This window comes from Lysinibacillus sp. NPDC097162, from assembly GCF_044762185.1.
Taxonomy (GTDB): domain Bacteria; phylum Bacillota; class Bacilli; order Bacillales_A; family Planococcaceae; genus Lysinibacillus.
Window position 1 is genome coordinate 146,757 of sequence record NZ_JBIWDT010000008.1, and the last position, 19,127, is coordinate 165,883.

Annotated in this window: 18 protein-coding genes, 1 rRNA gene and 1 riboswitch; of the genes, 1 reads left to right on the forward strand and 18 read right to left on the reverse strand. The window is 39.8% G+C overall.

Annotated features, from left to right (window positions below; translation table 11 throughout):
- Positions 1-12: 12 nt before the first annotated feature.
- The 4 genes from pcrB to ACIQXW_RS22340 all read right to left on the reverse strand — a co-directional run bounded on the left by pcrB (position 13) and on the right by ACIQXW_RS22340 (position 4,007).
- Positions 13-702, reverse strand: a complete 690-nt coding sequence (pcrB, locus tag ACIQXW_RS22325) for a heptaprenylglyceryl phosphate synthase (RefSeq protein ID WP_401021935.1) — start codon at positions 700-702, stop codon at positions 13-15.
- A 108-nt stretch (positions 703-810) separates the two neighbouring features.
- Positions 811-1,131, reverse strand: a complete 321-nt coding sequence (locus tag ACIQXW_RS22330; protein ID WP_004225717.1) for a YerC/YecD family TrpR-related protein — start codon at positions 1,129-1,131, stop codon at positions 811-813.
- A gap of 16 nt (positions 1,132-1,147) precedes the next feature.
- Positions 1,148-2,200, reverse strand: coding sequence for a DUF3048 domain-containing protein (locus ACIQXW_RS22335; protein ID WP_402765638.1), 1,053 nt, complete (start codon positions 2,198-2,200; stop codon positions 1,148-1,150).
- A gap of 85 nt (positions 2,201-2,285) precedes the next feature.
- Positions 2,286-4,007 carry an adenine deaminase C-terminal domain-containing protein gene (locus ACIQXW_RS22340; protein WP_340822218.1) on the reverse strand — a complete coding sequence of 574 codons (1,722 nt, stop codon included), beginning with the start codon at positions 4,005-4,007 and terminating at the stop codon, positions 2,286-2,288.
- A gap of 301 nt (positions 4,008-4,308) precedes the next feature.
- Here ACIQXW_RS22340 and ACIQXW_RS22345 point away from each other — a divergent pair, with 301 nt between their 5' ends.
- Entirely contained in the window at positions 4,309-4,749 is a 441-nt protein-coding gene (locus ACIQXW_RS22345) for a hypothetical protein (RefSeq protein ID WP_401021940.1), read from the forward strand.
- Positions 4,750-4,841: 92 nt separating this feature from the next.
- Here the strand turns inward: ACIQXW_RS22345 and purD are convergent, their stop codons facing one another.
- The 14 genes from purD to rrf all read right to left on the reverse strand — a co-directional run.
- Positions 4,842-6,098, reverse strand: a complete 1,257-nt coding sequence (gene purD, locus ACIQXW_RS22350; RefSeq protein WP_402765641.1) for a phosphoribosylamine--glycine ligase — start codon at positions 6,096-6,098, stop codon at positions 4,842-4,844.
- Positions 6,099-6,363: 265 nt separating this feature from the next.
- Positions 6,364-7,890, reverse strand: a complete 1,527-nt coding sequence (gene purH / locus ACIQXW_RS22355; protein ID WP_340822215.1) for a bifunctional phosphoribosylaminoimidazolecarboxamide formyltransferase/IMP cyclohydrolase — start codon at positions 7,888-7,890, stop codon at positions 6,364-6,366.
- Between the two features lie 183 nt (positions 7,891-8,073).
- Entirely contained in the window at positions 8,074-8,643 is a 570-nt protein-coding gene (gene purN / locus ACIQXW_RS22360; RefSeq protein ID WP_402765644.1) for a phosphoribosylglycinamide formyltransferase, read from the reverse strand.
- Complete coding sequence (purM, locus tag ACIQXW_RS22365) at positions 8,643-9,698, reverse strand: phosphoribosylformylglycinamidine cyclo-ligase (RefSeq protein WP_402765647.1); 1,056 nt, start codon at positions 9,696-9,698, stop codon at positions 8,643-8,645. Before purM ends, purN begins: the two co-directional genes overlap by 1 nt.
- A gap of 179 nt (positions 9,699-9,877) precedes the next feature.
- Positions 9,878-11,302, reverse strand: a complete 1,425-nt coding sequence (purF, locus tag ACIQXW_RS22370; protein WP_340822212.1) for an amidophosphoribosyltransferase — start codon at positions 11,300-11,302, stop codon at positions 9,878-9,880.
- Complete coding sequence (gene purL / locus ACIQXW_RS22375; RefSeq protein WP_401021952.1) at positions 11,278-13,512, reverse strand: phosphoribosylformylglycinamidine synthase subunit PurL; 2,235 nt, start codon at positions 13,510-13,512, stop codon at positions 11,278-11,280. The genes purF and purL overlap by 25 nt, the downstream gene beginning before the upstream one ends.
- Positions 13,499-14,182, reverse strand: a complete 684-nt coding sequence (gene purQ, locus ACIQXW_RS22380) for a phosphoribosylformylglycinamidine synthase subunit PurQ (RefSeq protein WP_340822209.1) — start codon at positions 14,180-14,182, stop codon at positions 13,499-13,501. The genes purL and purQ overlap by 14 nt, the downstream gene beginning before the upstream one ends.
- A gap of 2 nt (positions 14,183-14,184) precedes the next feature.
- Positions 14,185-14,433, reverse strand: coding sequence for a phosphoribosylformylglycinamidine synthase subunit PurS (gene purS, locus ACIQXW_RS22385; protein ID WP_024364458.1), 249 nt, complete (start codon positions 14,431-14,433; stop codon positions 14,185-14,187).
- Positions 14,434-14,435: 2 nt separating this feature from the next.
- Positions 14,436-15,146: a phosphoribosylaminoimidazolesuccinocarboxamide synthase gene (gene purC, locus ACIQXW_RS22390; RefSeq protein ID WP_401021955.1), complete on the reverse strand. Its 711-nt coding sequence runs from the start codon at positions 15,144-15,146 to the stop codon at positions 14,436-14,438.
- Between the two features lie 127 nt (positions 15,147-15,273).
- Positions 15,274-16,569 carry an adenylosuccinate lyase gene (purB, locus tag ACIQXW_RS22395; RefSeq protein ID WP_340822206.1) on the reverse strand — a complete coding sequence of 432 codons (1,296 nt, stop codon included), beginning with the start codon at positions 16,567-16,569 and terminating at the stop codon, positions 15,274-15,276.
- Positions 16,570-16,582: 13 nt separating this feature from the next.
- Positions 16,583-17,707 (reverse strand): 5-(carboxyamino)imidazole ribonucleotide synthase, encoded by a 1,125-nt coding sequence (gene purK, locus ACIQXW_RS22400; RefSeq protein WP_340822205.1) that lies wholly within the window; start codon positions 17,705-17,707, stop codon positions 16,583-16,585.
- Positions 17,704-18,192, reverse strand: a complete 489-nt coding sequence (purE, locus tag ACIQXW_RS22405; RefSeq protein WP_340822204.1) for a 5-(carboxyamino)imidazole ribonucleotide mutase — start codon at positions 18,190-18,192, stop codon at positions 17,704-17,706. The genes purK and purE overlap by 4 nt, the downstream gene beginning before the upstream one ends.
- A 212-nt stretch (positions 18,193-18,404) precedes the next feature.
- Positions 18,405-18,503, reverse strand: a riboswitch (purine riboswitch).
- Positions 18,504-18,594: 91 nt separating this feature from the next.
- A complete protein-coding gene (locus ACIQXW_RS22410; RefSeq protein ID WP_340822203.1) occupies positions 18,595-18,789 on the reverse strand; it encodes an NETI motif-containing protein in 195 nt (64 codons plus the stop codon).
- Between the two features lie 239 nt (positions 18,790-19,028).
- Positions 19,029-19,127 (reverse strand): 5S ribosomal RNA (gene rrf, locus ACIQXW_RS22415); the annotation flags it as partial.

Consider the following 19,127-nt stretch of genomic DNA (forward strand, 5'->3'; position numbering starts at 1 on the left):
GTTTGTTCCTAATTATATCGCATTTTTTACGGCCTTAACAGTCGCAAGTGCAGCTTTTAAATCTTCATAAATAATATTTCCTACAACGACCGTATCAGCAAACTGTGCCATTTCTGCGGCTTGCTTTGTAGAAGTTATGCCACCACCGTAAAATAGCTTTGTATTTTGCAATTCATTTTTCACAGCACGTACCATTTCAATGTCGCCATATACACCGCTATATTCTAAATAAAATACAGGTAGCTTAAAGAAATTTTCAGCCATGCGCGCATACGCAACAACATCATCCACTGATAAATCTGTCTTTGCTTGTGTTACTTCTGCAACTTTACAATTTGGATTTAAAATACAATAACCTTCAGCGACTAACTCATCCCATACCATAATGTCTCCGTATTCTTTAATCGCCTCATGATGCAAATTTTTAATCCATTTCGGGTCATCACTATTTAATACCGTTGGAATAAAATAATAGTCATAGCCAGGTGTTACTGAATCAATCGTTGAAATTTCAAGCGCTATTGGTACTTCAAAGCGACGTACGCGGACAAGTAAATCTAAAACACCATCTAATGTTACCCCATCTGTTCCACCAACTAAAATGACATCTGTTCCAGATTCACAAATTTTTTCTAATGCTTCATCCGATATATCCTTTGCTGGATCTAGCTTGAACACATGTCTCCACTGTAAATAATCCATCTATTTTACCACCTATCATTTTCTATCTACTCGTTTACAAGTATAGCTTATGACTCTCGACAAAAAAATAAAAAAGCTGAGCAGAAACTCTACCCAGCCTCTTATCTACTATTCTTTTGGTGCTTGGAATGGCTTTTCATCTGGATACAAACGACCTAACATTTCATCATATGTATCATTTCCATAATCAAAGCATCGACGTACACGAGAAATCGTTGCTGTACTTGCCCCAGTCTCCTTTTTAATGGATTCATAGGTTTTCTTTAAACGTAATAAATGCGCTACCTCAAATCGTTGTGCTAGCGATTGAATCTCACTAATCGTACATAAATCATCAAAAAATTTATAGCATTCTTCAATGTCCTTCAGTTCTAATACTGCTTTAAATAACTGATCTGTTTGATGCCCTCGAATTTTTTCGATTTGCATGCAGTTTTCCTCCCTCTTACGGCTGCGTTTTCACCATTGCTTCTAACCCTGGTGAAGCTGGTACGAAATGAACCCATGTCTTTCCTGGAACTAGCTTCACAAGTTCACCAGTCTCTTCGACAGCCGTTGGTAATCCATCGATATTAGTCCATTTTACTTCTCTTAAATAACCATTTTGAAATACATACGCATTTCCACCAGAGGTTAAATCAATATCTTGGCGACCTACATCATCAATTGTTTGATGCTTCATTTCAAAAAATAAAACATTTGCAAATGTTAATGCTTCACCTGTCAACATATCCTTTGTTTCTACGCCTGCCGATTGTCGACCATAACGATTTGTTTCATGATCATATACATAGGTGTTGTGGAAAGAATTACTATTCCCATAGTAAATGTCAACTTGACTTGTTTCAACGCCTATTTTACCACGTTCATCGGGTTCATAAAAAGCCTGACGCACTTTTTCACTGTAATTCATTGAAGCGCCTACTTTTTCAGCACCATTTAATATATTTTCAGAAGTTATATAGGAATTGTGTGGGGCTACACGATCGTTAGAACGTTTAAATAGTGTGCCATCATAGTTCATCCCATTAATATTATCAACAACATTATTGCTAAGCATCGTTTTCGCCTCTGGACTATAGCCGTGTGCTACATAAAATGCACCAAGGCCCTTCGCCATATCAATAAAATAAGAACGAGCACTTCGGACCGGTCCAATATTTTCTGGTAATTCACTTTGATAGACTGCTAGGAAACGAGTGACATTTCCTTCTGCTAGCATTTCGTAAATAATATCTGCTGCTGCCAATCCTGATTGAGGACGAGCAGCAGGATGATTGTTAACAGTCACAATAATTGGACGCTGCGTCACTTCTTCTTTGACAGCCTCTCCCGTTAATGGGGCCACAATTATTTCTTCCTTCACAGGCTCTTCAATAGCTGGTTCATCATCTATTTTAGTTACGTCCTCTTCTGGTTCAGAGGCATCTTTAGAACATCCGCCGATAAACAAAGCGCTAAATGCTAGGCCAACTAGTAGTTTCTTTGATTTCAACACTTGCATTACTCTCCTTTAGTCAATACCGCCTCGATGTAAAAGTGTATGCTGCTGCTCTGGCGCTACAAAAAATGTGCTACTACACCTAACGCATAACTGCAGGTAATAATAATTTATTCTTCATTACATCGAAAATTCCTTTAGGTGTAATTCGAATATACGGTAAATGCGTAGATTGTAAAAATAGTAAAGTATAAATAGCGTCGCCTAGACGATAACCACGTTCTGCTAATGCTTGCTTTAAGGCAAGCTCTTTTACTGTAAGCTCCTCCACATCGCCTTGATATAGAAGACCACCAATTGCTAGCGGAACGGATGCGACAACTTCTCCTTTTTCTACAAGGACAATGCCCCCACGCATAGCCTTCATCTCTTCAAACGCTTTAAGCATATCGTCTTTATTTTTCCCGATAAGCAAAATATCCCCAGTGTTTGAATATGACGATGCAAAGCCTTGAACATTTGTTGCAAATCCTTTAATCATCGTATTAACATGCCAGTTTCCACTTCGGTTAATGAGCATTAAATAGCTTTCATCATGGTTTGCAAGCTGTCCTTCTCTTGTGATTAACGAATTATAAGGTTTTGTAATAACATCATTTACTAATTCAATCCCAAAAGGCATTGAAAATTGGAAGTCATGGGAAGTTAGTGAAAAATCCAATTCGAATGATGGAATTGCTTTATAGTCGATTGCATTAAAGCGATGCACTCGTTCGCCATCACGTTTTAACCAAACACCTTTTGACAGTACACTTTCTGGAACTGGATGCCATTCATCTTGCAAAATATTAAGCGAGGCGAAGCGACCAGTCGCAATAAAGCCATGTAAGTTTGACATATTGTAATAACGCGCAACATTATATGATGCCATTTGGTAAGCATCTATTGGTGAGACACCTGCATCTAAAGCGACTTGAATACATTTATCCATTACGCCATCTTGATGGAATGAAGGCGTTGAGCCATCAGTTGTCATCATTAGATGGTCGAAAATAGGTAGTTGTTTTTCTACGATTCCTTTTAATAGATTCGGTAAATCAGGGCGGATAGAAGAATGACGAAGCGTTACTGCAAATCCTTGCATAATCCGTCGCTCTACTTCTTCCACCGTCATCGCCTCATGATCGCCATCTGCACCAAGTAATTTCATACGCGCTAAAGTGCGTTCTGAAGCACCTGGGAAGTGGCCTTCAATCTTTTTGCCATGCGCCTTGGCCATTTGCATGCGATATAACATTAAATCATCACCATGCAATAATTTTGGCCAACCAGTTAGCTCGCCACCTAACAATACATCATCACGTTGTAACCATTCTAAAATAGAAGTATTTGAAAAAATTTCTTCTTCCTGTTCCATTTCAGTCTGTGAGTCAAACCGCGCCCACCAATAAAAAGAGAACGGTAACTTCTTTAACTCATCTAATATTGAAAACGCTTTCTTGTTCTCTAAAGATAATACAAAACTTAAATTATCTGAGATAAAAGCGGTAGTACCTAGTTGCCCACAAAAATCAGCAAAAGACTGTGGATGGTACAACTGGAACGGATGAACATGAGGTTCAATATAACCTGGAACAATCGTTTTATTCGTACAATCAACAATTTCTGTGCCTTCTATTAAAGGTGGCATTCTATCCCCCGCATAAACAATACGGTCTTCTGAAATCCAAATGTTTCCTACCACCCATTGCTTTAACATGCTATGTAAATAACGCGCATTTTTCAAGACAATATTAGGTGATTTTTTGCCATCTATGACAGCTATATGTTGACGCAATTGCGAAATTCTCCATGTTGGATCCATGTAAATCGCTCCTTCCTAATTTGCGTAAAATTTCATTGTGTAAATCCTACTTGAATTCACATACTACTATTGCATAAACGCTTATTTGTTTTCATTGCGCCTTTTGCGTAATGATTCGCATTTTGAATAGGACTCGTTATTTGACGCCTTTCAAAATCCGTGCCACATATCCTCTTTACTAAAAGACGATAAAATAATGCTGCTTTATGCAATCATCTTGTTTCAATCGTAACACAGCACTTTCATAAAGCAAAGTGCACCCCGCTTTATTTTTTCCACTATGACTAAAGGAGGAAATTATATGATGCAACAAGCAAATCTAAGTGATAAAAATGCCTTTTGCCGCTTTGCCCTTGGGACAAGTATGACGGCGTTTGGTATCGCTAAGGTATCTAGAAATCCTAGCTGTATGAAAGGACGACTTATGATTGCATTAGGAGCCATGAAAATGGCTGAAGGTATTTTTAAATATTGTCCTTCGAAGGCAATGTTGAACACAAATGTGGAAAATGCCATGAACACCTCTATGCAAAGTATGTTCAGTGGACAAAATTCTATGTCTTCTGAACAAAATTCTATGTCTTCTGAACAAATCAGTAAACTTATGAAGGATTTCTCCTCTGCTATTACTGGAAATTCGTCAGAACTAACAGCAAGTTTTAATTCATCTGACACCAGCACTTCAACACAAAATTCCTCAGACAGTAAAAATTCTACAAATAAAGCACAAAATCCTTCTTAGTCAAAGAAGCCGTCTCAATCAACATGAGACGGCTCCTTACTTTTTTAGAGAAATGATATGTCTATGAAAAATAATTATTTCAAGTAAAACTGTTATTTAAATGTACGCCAGCCGATATCTTTGCGGTAGAAAAAATTATCCCATTCTGCTGTTGCGATACCAGCATAAACTTTTTCTTGTGCTTCCTGTAAAGAAGATGCTTTAGCAGCAACAAGTAAAACGCGCCCGCCATTCCCTACAAACTTTCCATCTACATGCTTCGTACCTGCATGGTAGACAGCATGGGATGCAGATAATGCTTCTAAGTTCGGTAAGGCATTTCCTTTTACAACATCACCAGGATAGCCTTCAGCAGCAATGACAACACCTAACATAGCTTCGTTTGACCATTGCAAATCAAATGGTTTTTCATCCATTAATGCGCTCATAAACGCACCGAAATCGGATTTCATGCGTGGTAATACGACCTGTGTTTCTGGGTCACCAAAGCGGGCATTGAACTCGATTACTTTAGGGCCACTTTTCGTTAAAATAAGACCTGCATATAAAATGCCAGTAAATGAGACCCCGTCTGCTTCCATGCCTTTAACAGTAGGTTCAACAACTGTTTGATACGCTACATCTACTACATCCTGTGAAATTTGTGGTACAGGTGAATATGCACCCATTCCGCCAGTATTTGGTCCTTTATCGCCGTCATATGCACGTTTATGATCTTGTGCAATGACCATAGGATAAATTTGACCCTTGTGAACAAAGGACATAAAGGAGAACTCTTCACCATCAAGGAATTCTTCAATGACAACACGAGATGAAGATTCACCGAAACGTTGATTACCAATCATATCTTGCACTGCTTCAATCGCTTCTTCTTCCGTCATTGCTACAACAACACCTTTACCAGCTGCTAAGCCGTCTGCTTTAATAACGATTGGTGCTCCTTGTGCTTTAATATAGTTAATCGCTTTTTCTGCTTCTGTAAACGTCTCGTGGGTTGCTGTTGGGATATTATATTTATTCATAATATCTTTCGCATATGATTTGCTACTTTCAATTTGTGCAGCTGCCTTCGTCGGACCAAATACGCGTAGACCACGATGTGTAAAGAAATCCACGATTCCTTCTGCTAGTGGTTGCTCTGGACCAACAAATGTTAAATCTACTGCATTTTCTTTTGCAAATTGTGCAAGACCTGCAAAGTCCATTGTATCAATAGCAACAACCTCTACATCTTCTCGCATACCGTCGTTACCTGGTGCAACGAATACTTTTTCTACGGACGGAGAAATGCTAAACTGTTTGGCAATTGCATGCTCACGACCGCCACTTCCTATTACTAATACGTTCATAATTAGTGAATCCTCCTCTTTAAAGGTAAGGACTGTCTCATAAATCGCTCCACACTTTCTAGAAAAGTCCACTTCGCTTTCCGCGGCACAGTATTCGTTACTTGCTGTTTAGTGCGTCATACTGTCTTGTGCTGTTTCTGCTTAAGTCGACTTGTACTTGGATATGAAAAAATAGCATACTAGAAACACGTCCAGTATACTATTTTCTTCTATTAGGACAGACCCTTTGTTTTTTATCTATTTGTAAATTACTGCATATCTACTATTAATGCTTGAAATGACGTACACCTGTAAACACCATAGCAATGCCGTATTCATTTGCTTTATCAATTGAATCTTGGTCTTTAATAGAGCCACCTGGTTGAATAATCGCTGTAATACCTGCCGCATGCGCAGCCTCCACAGTATCACTCATAGGGAAGAATGCATCAGATGCTAGTGAAGCACCTTTCGCCTTATCACCCGCTTGCTCGAAAGCGATTTTTGCAGCACCTACTCGGTTCATTTGGCCAGCACCAACACCCAATGTCATTTGCGAATCTGTTACAACGATTGCATTTGATTTCACATGTTTAACTACAGACCAGCCAAGTTGTAATGCTTCCCATTCTTCCTCAGTCGGTTCTCTGTCTGTTACTACTTTAATGTCAGCGTCTGCAAAGCCATAGCTATCTGGCTCTTGTACAAGTAAACCACCTTCAACAGAAACAACGTTAAATTGATCTTTTTTAGCTTGCTCAAATGGAATTGTTAGTAATCGAATATTTTTCTTTTGTGTTAAAATGTCTAATGCTTCTTGAGAGAAAGCAGGTGCAATAATAATTTCTAAGAAAATATGGCTTAACTTTTCTGCAGTAGCCGCATCTACTTCCTGATTCAATGCAATAATACCACCGAAAATTGACGTAGAATCAGCTTCATATGCTTTATCAAAAGCTTCTTCTAGTGTTACGCCTGTACCAACACCACAAGGGTTCATATGCTTCACAGCAACCGCTGCAGGCATTTCAAACTCTTTTACGATTTGAAGTGCCGCGTTTCCATCTTGGATGTTATTATATGACAATTCTTTTCCGTGCAGTTGCGTTGCATACGCCAATGAGAAATCAGAACCAAGGCGTTTTTGATAAAAGGCTGCTTTTTGATGAGGATTTTCGCCATAACGTAAGTTTTGTTTTAACTCGTAAGTAAGCGTTAAGCTTTCAGGGAATGCTTCTTCAGTTAAATGATTCGAAATATAAGAATCATAAGCTGCTGTGTGACGGAAAACTTTTGCCGCTAGCTTACGACGTGTTTCAATTGTTGTAGCGCCAGTTGCTTTCAGTTCTTCTAATACTGTTGCATAGTCATTGCTATCTACAATAACTGTTACGTATTGATGGTTTTTAGCAGCAGAACGTAGCATAGTTGGCCCACCAATATCAATATTCTCGATGGCATCATCCCATGTTACATTAGGCTTTGAAATTGTTTCAACGAACGGATAAAGATTAACACATACAATTTCAATTGGTTCAATGCCGTGCTCATTCATTTGTGCTTGATGAGAAGCATCATCAAATTTCCCTAATAGTCCACCGTGAATCATTGGATTTAAAGTTTTCACACGACCATCTAAAATTTCTGGGAATTTTGTTACTTCATCCACTGCTGTTACAGCGACATCATTGTCTTGTAACATTTTTTTTGTACCACCAGTTGATAAAATTTCATAACCTAATGCCACTAATTCTTTTGCAAATTCTAAAATACCATCTTTATTGGAAACACTGATTAATGCACGTTTTGTCACAACGAAATCCTCCTAATTTGTCTCGTGTATAGCCACGAAAATATCTTACCAACTTGATTTAGCGGAGTTAGGTGCTAATTGAACGACTCGTTCTATTTGAGCGGAGTTCATCATAAATTGATCGAATCTTACGGGTAATTAGCGTTTCCCGTTACAATAAGCCAGACCTAACTACCTACCAATCTACTTTAATAATTGCTGTAATGCCTTTGTATATAGTACATGCTCTTCTTTATGAATAGCAGTTTCAGTTGCCTCGCGATCCCCTTCGATAACTTCAACAGCAGCTTGCGCAATAATAGGCCCTGTATCCATGCCTTCATCCACAAAATGCACCGTAACACCAGTCACCTTGACACCGTGCTCTATTGCTTGGCCAATCGCATCTTTTCCTGGAAAGGATGGTAATAGTGAAGGGTGGATATTAACGATACGCTGTGGATATGCCGCCAATAGCACCTCACTAATTAGACGCATATACCCTGCAAGCACAATCCACTGCACACCACATTCACGTAAAGCTTCAATAATAGCAGTTTCATATTCTACTTTCGAGGCAAATTGTTTTGGGCTCAAAGCTAGCACTGGGATGCCAAATTGTTGAGCACGTGTAACGACAAATGCAGTAGGCTTATCTGTTACAACAAGCTCAACCTTTGCATGTAATTCTCCACGTTCAATCGCTTCTTGTATAGCTTGAAAATTACTGCCGCTTCCTGAAGCAAATACGGCAATTTTAACTGGTGCAGTCATTACACTAAACTCCCATCATGTGAGCCGTTAAATACAACACCCTCGCCTTTCACAACGCGACCGATTTTGTACGCTTTTTCACCATTCGCTTGTGCTGTAGCAATTACTTTCTCTGCTTCTGCTGCTGGTACAGCCAACACGAAACCAATACCCATATTGAAAACATTGTATAAATCTTTGTCCTCAAGCTGACCTTTTTCCTTTAAAAATTCGAAAATACGAAGAACTGGCCAAGAACCTAAGTCAATTTCTGTTGCTAAGCCCTCTGGCATCATACGTGGAAGGTTTTCATAGAAGCCGCCACCTGTTACGTGTGCGCACCCATGAACGTCAGCTGCTTTTAAAGCTGCAAGTACTGGTTTTGCATATAACTTAGTTGGTACTAGAAGCGCTTCACCAATTGGACCTAAATCTTCGAAGCCTTCAACAACTGCGTCTACTGCATAGCCGTTGTCAGCGAAAACAATTTTACGTACTAATGAATAGCCGTTTGAATGGACACCACTTGAAGCTAATCCAACAAGCACGTCACCTTCGACGATATTTTCACCTGTTACGATTGCCGATTTTTCACATGCGCCTACAGCGAACCCTGCTAAATCATACTCATCTTCTTCATAAAGGCCAGGCATCTCAGCAGTCTCACCACCGATTAAGGCAGCACCAGATTGTACACAGCCATCTGCAACACCTTTCACGATTTGTTCGATCTTCGCTGGCTCTGCTTTACCAAGTGCCACATAATCTAAAAAGTAAAGTGGCTCTGCACCTTGCGCTACGATATCATTTACACACATAGCAACACAGTCCACGCCAATTGTATCGTGCTTGTCTACCATAAATGCTAATTTTAATTTTGTCCCAACACCATCTGTACCTGAAATGAGAACAGGTTCTTTAAGATTTAGTTCTGACAAGTCAAACATACCACCAAAGCCACCAAACGTACCCATCACACCTAGTCGATTTGTACGTTCAACGTGAGACTTCATTCGTTTTACAGCTTCGTAGCCTGCTTCAATATTTACACCTGCTTGTTCATATGCCTTTGACATGCAGAGATCCTCCTTTAAATTATTTACGCAGCAGTCCATTACTTTTAAAAGTAGAGGACATATGCATGTTCCACATTCAGTGAGGAATCGTAATCCTTACTCAATGTTATTCCACCTTCAGCGGATACCCACCAAATAACTGTGGGCAGTCCGACAAGGTTTCATCCATTAACATACACTTAGCGTAAAAGTTCTTTTTCATGTGGTAAGATTGTATCTGGGAAAATTTCAGTTGGGTATTTGCTTGTAAAGCATGCTAGGCAAAGACCTTTGTTCTCATCCTCAAATGGACGTGCTATCGTTTCTACCATACCTTCAACGGAAAGGAATGTTATTGAATCAGCACCGATCGCTTCTCGGATTTCATCTACACTATGACTCGAAGCAATAAGTTCTTCATGTGTCGAAGTATCAATGCCGTAATAACAAGGGTCAGTCATTGGTGGAGAAGAAATAACTACATGCACCTCAGCTGCACCAGCATCTTTCAGCATTTTGACAATACGACGTGAAGTAGTACCGCGCACAATCGAATCATCTACCATCACAACACGTTTTCCTTTGACAACTTGAACTACAGGTGAAAGCTTCATTTTTACACCGCGTTCACGTAATTCTTGCGTCGGTTGAATGAACGTACGGCCAACATAACGATTTTTAATTAAACCCAACTCATACGGAATACCACTTTCTTCAGCAAAGCCAATTGCTGCAGAAATACTTGAATCAGGTACACCTGTTACGACATCCGCTTCAATATGTGCACATTCACGTGCAAGTTGTTTCCCCATACGTTTACGTGCCATATGCACATTAATACCGTCAATATCAGAATCTGGACGTGCTAAGTATACATATTCCATCGCACACATTGCGCGATTTTCCATATTAGCAAAACGGTCAGATTTTACGCCCTCATCGTTTATAATTAATAATTCCCCTGGTTCCACAGAACGAACAAACTCTGCCCCTATTAAATCAAACGCACAAGTTTCAGAAGCAACAACCCAACCATCTCCTAGCTTTCCAAGAGATAATGGACGTAAACCATGTGGATCACGTGCAACAAGCATTTCATCTTTTGTCATAATTAAGAACGAATACGCACCCTTTAGTAATGAAAGGGCATTTTTCACCTTCGCTCGGAATGGTGAATGCGAGCTTTTCTTAATAAGATGCGCTAACACTTCTGTATCTGAGCTAGAGTGAAAAATACTACCTTGACGCTCTAGATATTGCTTTAAGTGTGTCGCATTGACTAAGTTACCGTTATGAGCAATTGAAAGGCTACCTGTAGATGAATGAAATAGTAATGGCTGTACATTTTCGATACCGCCACCACCAGCAGTCGTATAACGAACATGCGCAATAGCCGCTTTTCCGTCCACTGCCTTTAACTTCTCTTCATTGAAAACATCATTCACTAATCCTTCACCTTTCACCGCGCGAAGGTGAAGACCGTCAGAAACGACGATACCAGCACCTTCTTGTCCACGGTGTTGAAGAGCATGAAGCCCGTAATAACTAAGGTGTGCTGGATTTGGATTGCCCCAAATACCAAACACCCCACATTCTTCGTTTAAGCCTCTGAGTTCAGCAAGCATGGGATTGCTCCTTTCCAATTAGAACGGAATTCCTCCACTGTACCTTCTACAAGCACACCGTTGTCCCCGTTGATTTTAACAAGTGCATCGTTCGTTACGACACCGATTTTCAGTGCACCTTCTACTGTTTCTACAAATGCAGCTGCATTTTCTTCTTTGACAGTTACAACAAAACGGGATTGTGTTTCACTGAATAGAGCCGTTGTTGCAGAACCTGTTAACGTTACATCAATACCAAGACCTTGCGCACCAAAAGTAGTTTCTGCAAGTGCTACAGCAAGTCCACCCTCTGCTACGTCATGCGCAGATTGTACAAGTCCCGCTTTAATCGCTTTTAGCAATGCTTGTTGGCGTGCTGCCTCCACAGCTAAGTCTATAGCTGGTGCTTTTCCTGAGATTACACCATTATTTAATAATTTTTGAAGCTCAGAGCCACCGAATTCAGTTTTCGTTTCACCAATAACGAATACGACATCACCAGTCGCTTTTACATCTTGCGTTGTTACATGTGCTAAATCTTCTATTAGTCCTACCATACCAATTGTTGGTGTTGGATAAACAGCTTCTCCTGAACGTTCGTTGTAAAGTGATACGTTACCACCGATTACTGGTGCATTTAATGCTGTACAAGCAGCAGAAATACCATCAGCAGATTTTTCAATTTGCCAAAAGATTTCTGGCTTCTCTGGATTACCGAAGTTTAAGCAGTCTGTAATTGCAAGTGGTGTACCACCCGTTGCCACAATGTTACGAGCCGCTTCTGCTACTGCAATGGCACCGCCCACTTCAGGATCAAGGTAAATGTAGCGAGAGTTACAGTCTGTTGTCATCGCAAGACCTTTGTTCGTACCACGCACACGGATAACTGCAGCATCTGAACCAGGTGCCACAACTGTTGACGTACGTACTTGATAATCATATTGATCATAAACCCATTCTTTTGAAGCAATTGTTGGTGCTTTTAAAAGCGCGTTTAATGTTTCTTTGTAATCTGTTATAGCTGGCTCAGCGTTGTCGATTGCTTGGAATTCTGCATAGTATGCAGGCTCAGCAGAAGGCTTATGGTAAACTGGCGCATCTTCCGCAAGTGCATCCGCTGGTACATTCGCTACAACTTCACCGTTGTGAAGTAAACGAAGCATTTTATCGTCTGTAACGACACCAATTGCTACTGCATCTAAATCATATTTATCGAATATCGCTTTAATTTCATCTTCGCGACCTTTTTTCACAACTAATAACATACGCTCTTGAGATTCGGATAGCATCATCTCGTAAGCAGTCATGCCTGTTTCACGTTGAGGTACTAAATCTAAGTTCATTTCTACACCAGATCCAGCTTTAGAAGCCATCTCTGCTGAAGAAGAAGTAAGACCCGCAGCACCCATATCCTGAATACCAACTAAAGCATCCGATTTTACAACTTCTAAGCAAGCTTCAAGTAGTAGCTTTTCCATAAATGGGTCCCCTACTTGCACAGCTGGACGTTGGTTTTCTGATTCCTCTGTTAATTCTTCAGATGCAAATGTCGCACCATGAATTCCATCACGACCAGTTTTTGCACCTACGTACATAACTGTATTTCCTACACCTGCGGCAATACCGCGTTGAATATCTTTGTGGTCAATTAAACCAACACACATTGCGTTCACTAGTGGATTTCCTTCGTAGCAAGGGTCGAATTGAATTTCGCCACCAACCGTTGGAATCCCAATACAGTTACCATATCCAGCAATACCTGCAACAACTTCTTCAAATAAATATTTACCACGTGCTGATTTCAACTCACCAAAGCGTAGTGAATTTAGCATCGCGATTGGACGTGCACCCATTGAGAATACGTCACGAATAATGCCGCCTACACCTGTTGCTGCACCTTGATAAGGCTCGATTGCTGAAGGATGGTTATGTGATTCCATTTTAAATACAACTGCTTGCTCGTCACCAATATCTACAATACCTGCACCTTCACCAGGACCTTGTAATACTTGTGGTCCCTTTGTAGGGAATTTACGTAAAACTGGTTTCGAATTTTTGTATGAGCAGTGTTCAGACCACATTACTGAGAAAAGACCTGTCTCTGTCCAGTTTGGTAGACGGCCTAAAATACCTTCTACCATTGCAAATTCTTCGTCTGACATCCCCATTCCAGCGTATAGCTTTTCATCTTTAATTTGCTGTGCTGTTGGCTCAAACTTAGTTGTTGACATGATTTTCCCTCCACTGCTTCACAATTGATTTAAATACTGCTAGACCGTCTGCTCCACCCACTAGTGCATCGACAGCTCTTTCTGGGTGAGGCATCATTCCTAATACATTTCCGCGCTCGTTAATAATCCCTGCGATATCTTCTAAAGAACCGTTTGGATTTTCTCCTGAGTATGTGAACACGATTTGATTGTTATCTTTTAGTTTTTGTAATGTTTCCTCATCACAGTAGTAATTGCCTTCACCGTGTGCGATTGGAATATTAATTACTTGACCTTGCTCATATTGATTTGTGAATAATGTATTGTTGTTTTCAACTTTAAGCTGTATAGTACGACACATGAATTTAAGATTTTTATTGCGAAGTAAAGCACCAGGCAATAATCCTGCCTCAGTAAGAATTTGGAACCCGTTACAAACGCCTAATACGGGCTTACCAGCATCTGCTGCTTTTTTAACTTCAGCCATAATGTTTGATTGGTTTGCCATAGCGCCACAACGTAAGTAGTCGCCATAAGAGAAACCACCAGGTACTAAAATACCGTCAAAGCCACTTAAATCTGATTCTGTATGCCATACATATTCTACTTCTTCACCTAGTTCGTCTTTAATCGCATGATACATATCGATGTCACAGTTTGACCCAGGGAATACGAGTACTGCGAATTTCATGATTAGTTAGCCTCCTCGACTTCGTAACGGTAGTCCTCAATTACTACATTTGTTAAAACTTTTTCACACATTTCTTTAACTAGAGTATCTATATCACGCGCTGAATCTCCAACAGTTAGTTCAAGATATTTACCGATACGTAAATCTTCTACTTCACCATAGCCCATTTTTGCTAAAGAACCTTGTACTGCTGAACCTTGTGGATCTAGAATACTCTCACGTAATGTTACGTAAATTTTAACTTTTTTCATTGTTATTTGCCTCCGAGTCTAGAAAGAATAATAGTATATACTTCAGTTAAATTACCAAGGTCTCGACGAAAGACATCTTTGTCCAACTTTTGCTTTGTTTTTGTATCCCAAAGTCTGCACGTATCTGGTGAAATTTCATCTGCCAGTAGGACATCTCCGTTTGTGTCACGTCCAAATTCCAGTTTAAAATCAATTAGCGTGACATCAACATCAGCGAAAATCGGTTGCAGTACTTTATTAACTGCTAATGCACCATCATACATAGCTGTTACTTCTTGCGCTGTTGCTAAGTCAAGTACATCAATATGCTCCGTTGTAATAAATGGATCGCCTAACGCATCATCCTTATAATAAAATTCAACGATTGGGCGTTTTAATGGTGTGCCTTCTTCAAAGCCAAGACGTTTTGCTAAGCTACCTGCCGCGATGTTACGTACGACAACCTCAATTGGAATAATATCAACCTTTTTCACTAGTTGTTCCGTAGCAGACAATTGTTTTACGAAATGTGACGCAATTCCGTTAGCTTTTAATTTTTCGAAAATTAAGGAGGTAATGCGGTTATTTAACACGCCTTTGCCTTCAATCTCTTCTTTTTTCTCACCATTAAATGCAGTTGCACTATCTTTGTATTCTACTAAAAGTATAGTAGGCTCTTCTGTCGCATATAATTTTTTGGCTTTACCTTCATACAAAAGTTGGTCTTTCGTCATTTCGTCATTCCCCCAGATTATTATGAAATACGCCTCGACGTATTGATGTTATGGATTTTGAATCTGGGATAAGATTCAAAACCCGTAACATCCGTCGTGGCACTAACTGTCTATCGTTTCAATACGGTTAGTTAAGTCCAAGACGTTCAAAAATCATGTCTACATGCTGTAAGTGGTAGTTGTAATCAAAGCACTCATCTAACTCTTCCTTCGTTAAGTATGAAGTGATTTTTTCACTTCCATCAACTAACGTACGGAATTGTACTTGCTCGTCCCACGCCTGCATCGCTAATGGCTGAACTGTATCATACGCTTCTTCACGTACTAATCCTTTATCGATTAGTGCTAATAAAATGCGTTGAGAGTAAATTAGCCCAAATGTTCGACCCATATTACGTTTCATGTTTTCAGGGAATACTGTTAAATTTTTCACGATGTTACCGAAGCGATTTAACATATAGTTCAATGTAATTGTCGCATCCGGTAAAATAACGCGCTCAGCAGATGAATGTGAAATATCACGCTCATGCCATAACGCTACGTTTTCATAAGCTGTCACCATGTAACCACGCATTAAACGTGACATACCAACCATGTTCTCAGAACCGATTGGATTACGTTTATGCGGCATAGCAGATGAACCCTTTTGCCCTTTCGCAAAGGCTTCTTCTACTTCTCTCGTTTCTGATTTTTGCAAACCACGAATTTCAGTTGCGAACTTTTCGATTGATGTTGCAATTAATGCAAGAGCACTCAAATATTGTGCATGTCGATCACGCTGTAATGTTTGCGTAGAAATCGGCGATGCTGCAAGCCCTAATTTATCACAAACATATTGTTCAACACGTGGGTCAATATTTGCATACGTGCCAACTGCGCCAGACATCTTACCTGTTTCAATTACAGCTGCAGCTGCATCAAAACGTTCTAAGTTACGCTTCATCTCTTCATACCATAAGCCTAATTTTAAACCGAATGTTGTTGGTTCCGCATGCACACCATGTGTACGGCCCATCATAACGGTATGCTTATGCTCTTTTGCTTTTGCTGCAATAATATCAATAAAATTCACAATATCTTTTCTTAAAATATTATTTGCTTGTTTAATCACGTAAGAAAGGGCTGTGTCCACAACATCTGTTGAAGTTAAACCGTAGTGCACCCATTTCCGTTCTTCGCCTAGTGTTTCAGATACAGCACGTGTAAAGGCAACTACATCGTGACGTGTTTCTTTCTCAATTTCTAAAATACGATTTACATCAAATGAAGCATTTTCACGAATTTTAGCTACATCTTCTTTTGGAATATCGCCAATTTCTGCCCAAGCCTCACATGCTAAAATTTCAACCTCTAGCCAAGCTTGGTATTTATTTTGTTCTGTCCAAATTGCACCCATCTCAGGTCTTGTGTAACGTTCAATCATCGCTTATCTCCTTCTATTCTGACCAAATGCCAGAACTCTCGATTTGTTGTAGTGTTGCTTCTAAGTCTTTTGTCATAATCGTTACGTGGCCCATTTTACGGTTCACCTTAGCTTCAGCTTTCCCATAAAGATGTAATGACCATTCAGGATATTTTGCAATTGAGTTACTAAGTGGCATAACATGCTGCCCTAATACATTCACCATTATAGATGGCGCCCAAAGTTGTGGTTTACGCAATGGCCAACCACAAATAGCACGGATATGCTGATGGAATTGTGATATATTACATGCCTCTATCGAATAGTGACCAGAATTATGAGGTCTCGGTGCTAGTTCATTAATAATAATGTCGCCATTTTCTAAAACAAACATTTCTACTGCCAGCGTCCCTACTAGATTTAAGTAATCAGCTATTTTTATAGCCTCTTGTTCAGCAGCCTGTGCTGTCGCCTCTTGGATGCGAGCTGGTACAATTGTTTCGTGTAAAATATGATGAACATGAATGTTTTCACCAACTGGCTGACAATATAATTCGCCATCACCGTTTCGTTGTACAATAACTGATACTTCTTTCACAAAAGGTACGAAACCTTCAGCAATACATTGTGAATGAGCAAAAAGCCCTTTTGCCAATGGTAAATCTGCTGCTGAATTTAGAAGTTGCTGCCCTTTGCCATCATAACCACCTCTTGCAGTTTTTACGATACATGGGTAGTTAATCTGGTCAATGCTAGCTACTAACTCCTCATATGTATTTGCTACGATATAAGGAGCTACTGGACAGCCTGCTTTAACGATTGCTTCCTTCTCAGTCACACGGTTTTGTGTAATGCGTACTAATTCTGCTCCTTGTGGTACATAAGCCATTTGAGTTAAACGTTTTAAGCCTTCGTAATCGATATTTTCAAACTCATACGTAATAACGTCACTGACTTCGGCAAGTTCCTCGAGTGCAGCCTCATCATCGTAAGGTGCCACAATTCGAATATCTGCAACCTGTCCACATGGTGAATCCATTGTCGGTTCAAGAACAGCTATTTTAAAGCCTGCTTCCTTAGCAGCTAGTGCCATCATACGGCCAAGCTGTCCTCCTCCGATAATTCCTATCGTTTGTCCAGGATATATAATTTTTGTCACACTAAGTCACCTGTGCTTTCCAATACTTGTTGCTTCGTCGCCTCGCGTCTAGCATCTAGTTTATTAGCAAGCTCTACGTCTGTTGTCGACAAAATTTGCGCTGCAAGTAAGCCAGCATTTGTCGCACCTGCTTTTCCAATTGCCACAGTTGCTACAGGTACACCACCTGGCATTTGAACAATTGATAAGAGTGAATCAAGACCATTAAGTGCACGAGATTGTACAGGCACTCCAATGACAGGTAAGGTTGTTTTAGCTGCTACCATACCCGGCAAATGCGCCGCACCACCAGCACCTGCAATAATCACCTGAATACCTCGCCCACGTGCTGCCTCTGCGTACTCAAACATTAAATCAGGCGTACGATGTGCAGATACTACTTTTTTCTCGTACGGTACTTGTAATTCATCTAAAATATCACACGCATGTTTCATAGTTTCCCAGTCACTTGAACTACCCATAATGACACCGATTTTCGGATTCATGAATTGTCGCTCCTTTTAAACGATAGAAAAATGATCGATTATTGTGCAAGCCTCTATTATTCAATAGTCACTGCATTTCTTTACTTTTTGAACAAAGAAAATCCTCAAATAAGCTACTCTCTACAATACACGTGAAAGCAGCCTACTTGAGGACTTATTATGAAAAGAATATGCAGATTTAGACATCTGTACACACATCTTCCCGTAACATGCCAAAAGTTGCTTTCCCGCATAGTCCAGCATTTACGGTGCCGGGTAGAGACACTAGAGCCAATCCTCTAGCATATATGGGGATTTAATTGTTTTCCTTATCACATTTTAACAATTGCAAACACTGACGTCAATGCTAAAATGCGAACAATTTATTTTCGGCATTAATTATTGTTCGGTTTTAAGTCGTGTTTATTCAGAATCTTGACACAACATTGCTTTAAATTGTATTTTTTGACGTAAATACGTTGGTTCACCATTCACTAGATGAAAGATAGGCTCTTCTTTCCGTCCCATCGCTATATAGCCATCCTGACGCATTCTTTCTAAACATTGATCAATTGTTTCATTTTCTTCTACTTCATACCAAATTTGCTTTTTCCCCAAACCGTTCTTCCTTCCAATCACTTGTCATTTTTATTCTTCCTTACTTGTACTCCATTATACCCGATTTGACTCATTCAAAATGTACAAAATTGTAACAATTACTACCGCCGCAATAATCCGAAAGATATGTAAACAACAGCGGAGGTTATCCTCATATTTCATATCCAATATTGTTATTACATTCTAAAAAAATGAAAAAACAAAAAAGCCAAGGGATATATCCTTGGCTTTTTTTTATTGCCTAGCGACGTCCTACTCTCACAGGGGGAAGCCCCCAACTACCATCGGCGCTAAAGAGCTTAACTTCCGTGTTCGGTATGGGAACGGGTGTGACCTCT

Coding starts and splice junctions, on each gene's coding strand:
- purQ (WP_340822209.1), bottom strand. CDS start 14,182: ATGAAATTCGCAGTACTCGTATTCCCTGGGTCAAACTGTGACATCGAT.
- ACIQXW_RS22330 (WP_004225717.1), bottom strand. CDS start 1,131: ATGCAAATCGAAAAAATTCGAGGGCATCAAACAGATCAGTTATTTAAA.
- purE (WP_340822204.1), bottom strand. CDS start 18,192: ATGAATCCGAAAATCGGTGTCATTATGGGTAGTTCAAGTGACTGGGAA.
- purC (WP_401021955.1), bottom strand. CDS start 15,146: ATGACGAAAGACCAACTTTTGTATGAAGGTAAAGCCAAAAAATTATAT.
- purF (WP_340822212.1), bottom strand. CDS start 11,302: ATGCTTGCTGAACTCAGAGGCTTAAACGAAGAATGTGGGGTGTTTGGT.
- pcrB (WP_401021935.1), bottom strand. CDS start 702: ATGGATTATTTACAGTGGAGACATGTGTTCAAGCTAGATCCAGCAAAG.
- purL (WP_401021952.1), bottom strand. CDS start 13,512: ATGTCAACAACTAAGTTTGAGCCAACAGCACAGCAAATTAAAGATGAA.
- purB (WP_340822206.1), bottom strand. CDS start 16,569: ATGATTGAACGTTACACAAGACCTGAGATGGGTGCAATTTGGACAGAA.
- purD (WP_402765641.1), bottom strand. CDS start 6,098: ATGAACGTATTAGTAATAGGAAGTGGCGGTCGTGAGCATGCAATTGCC.
- ACIQXW_RS22340 (WP_340822218.1), bottom strand. CDS start 4,007: ATGGATCCAACATGGAGAATTTCGCAATTGCGTCAACATATAGCTGTC.
- ACIQXW_RS22345 (WP_401021940.1), top strand. CDS start 4,309: ATGATGCAACAAGCAAATCTAAGTGATAAAAATGCCTTTTGCCGCTTT.
- purM (WP_402765647.1), bottom strand. CDS start 9,698: ATGTCAAAGGCATATGAACAAGCAGGTGTAAATATTGAAGCAGGCTAC.
- purS (WP_024364458.1), bottom strand. CDS start 14,433: ATGAAAAAAGTTAAAATTTACGTAACATTACGTGAGAGTATTCTAGAT.
- purN (WP_402765644.1), bottom strand. CDS start 8,643: ATGACTGCACCAGTTAAAATTGCCGTATTTGCTTCAGGAAGCGGCAGT.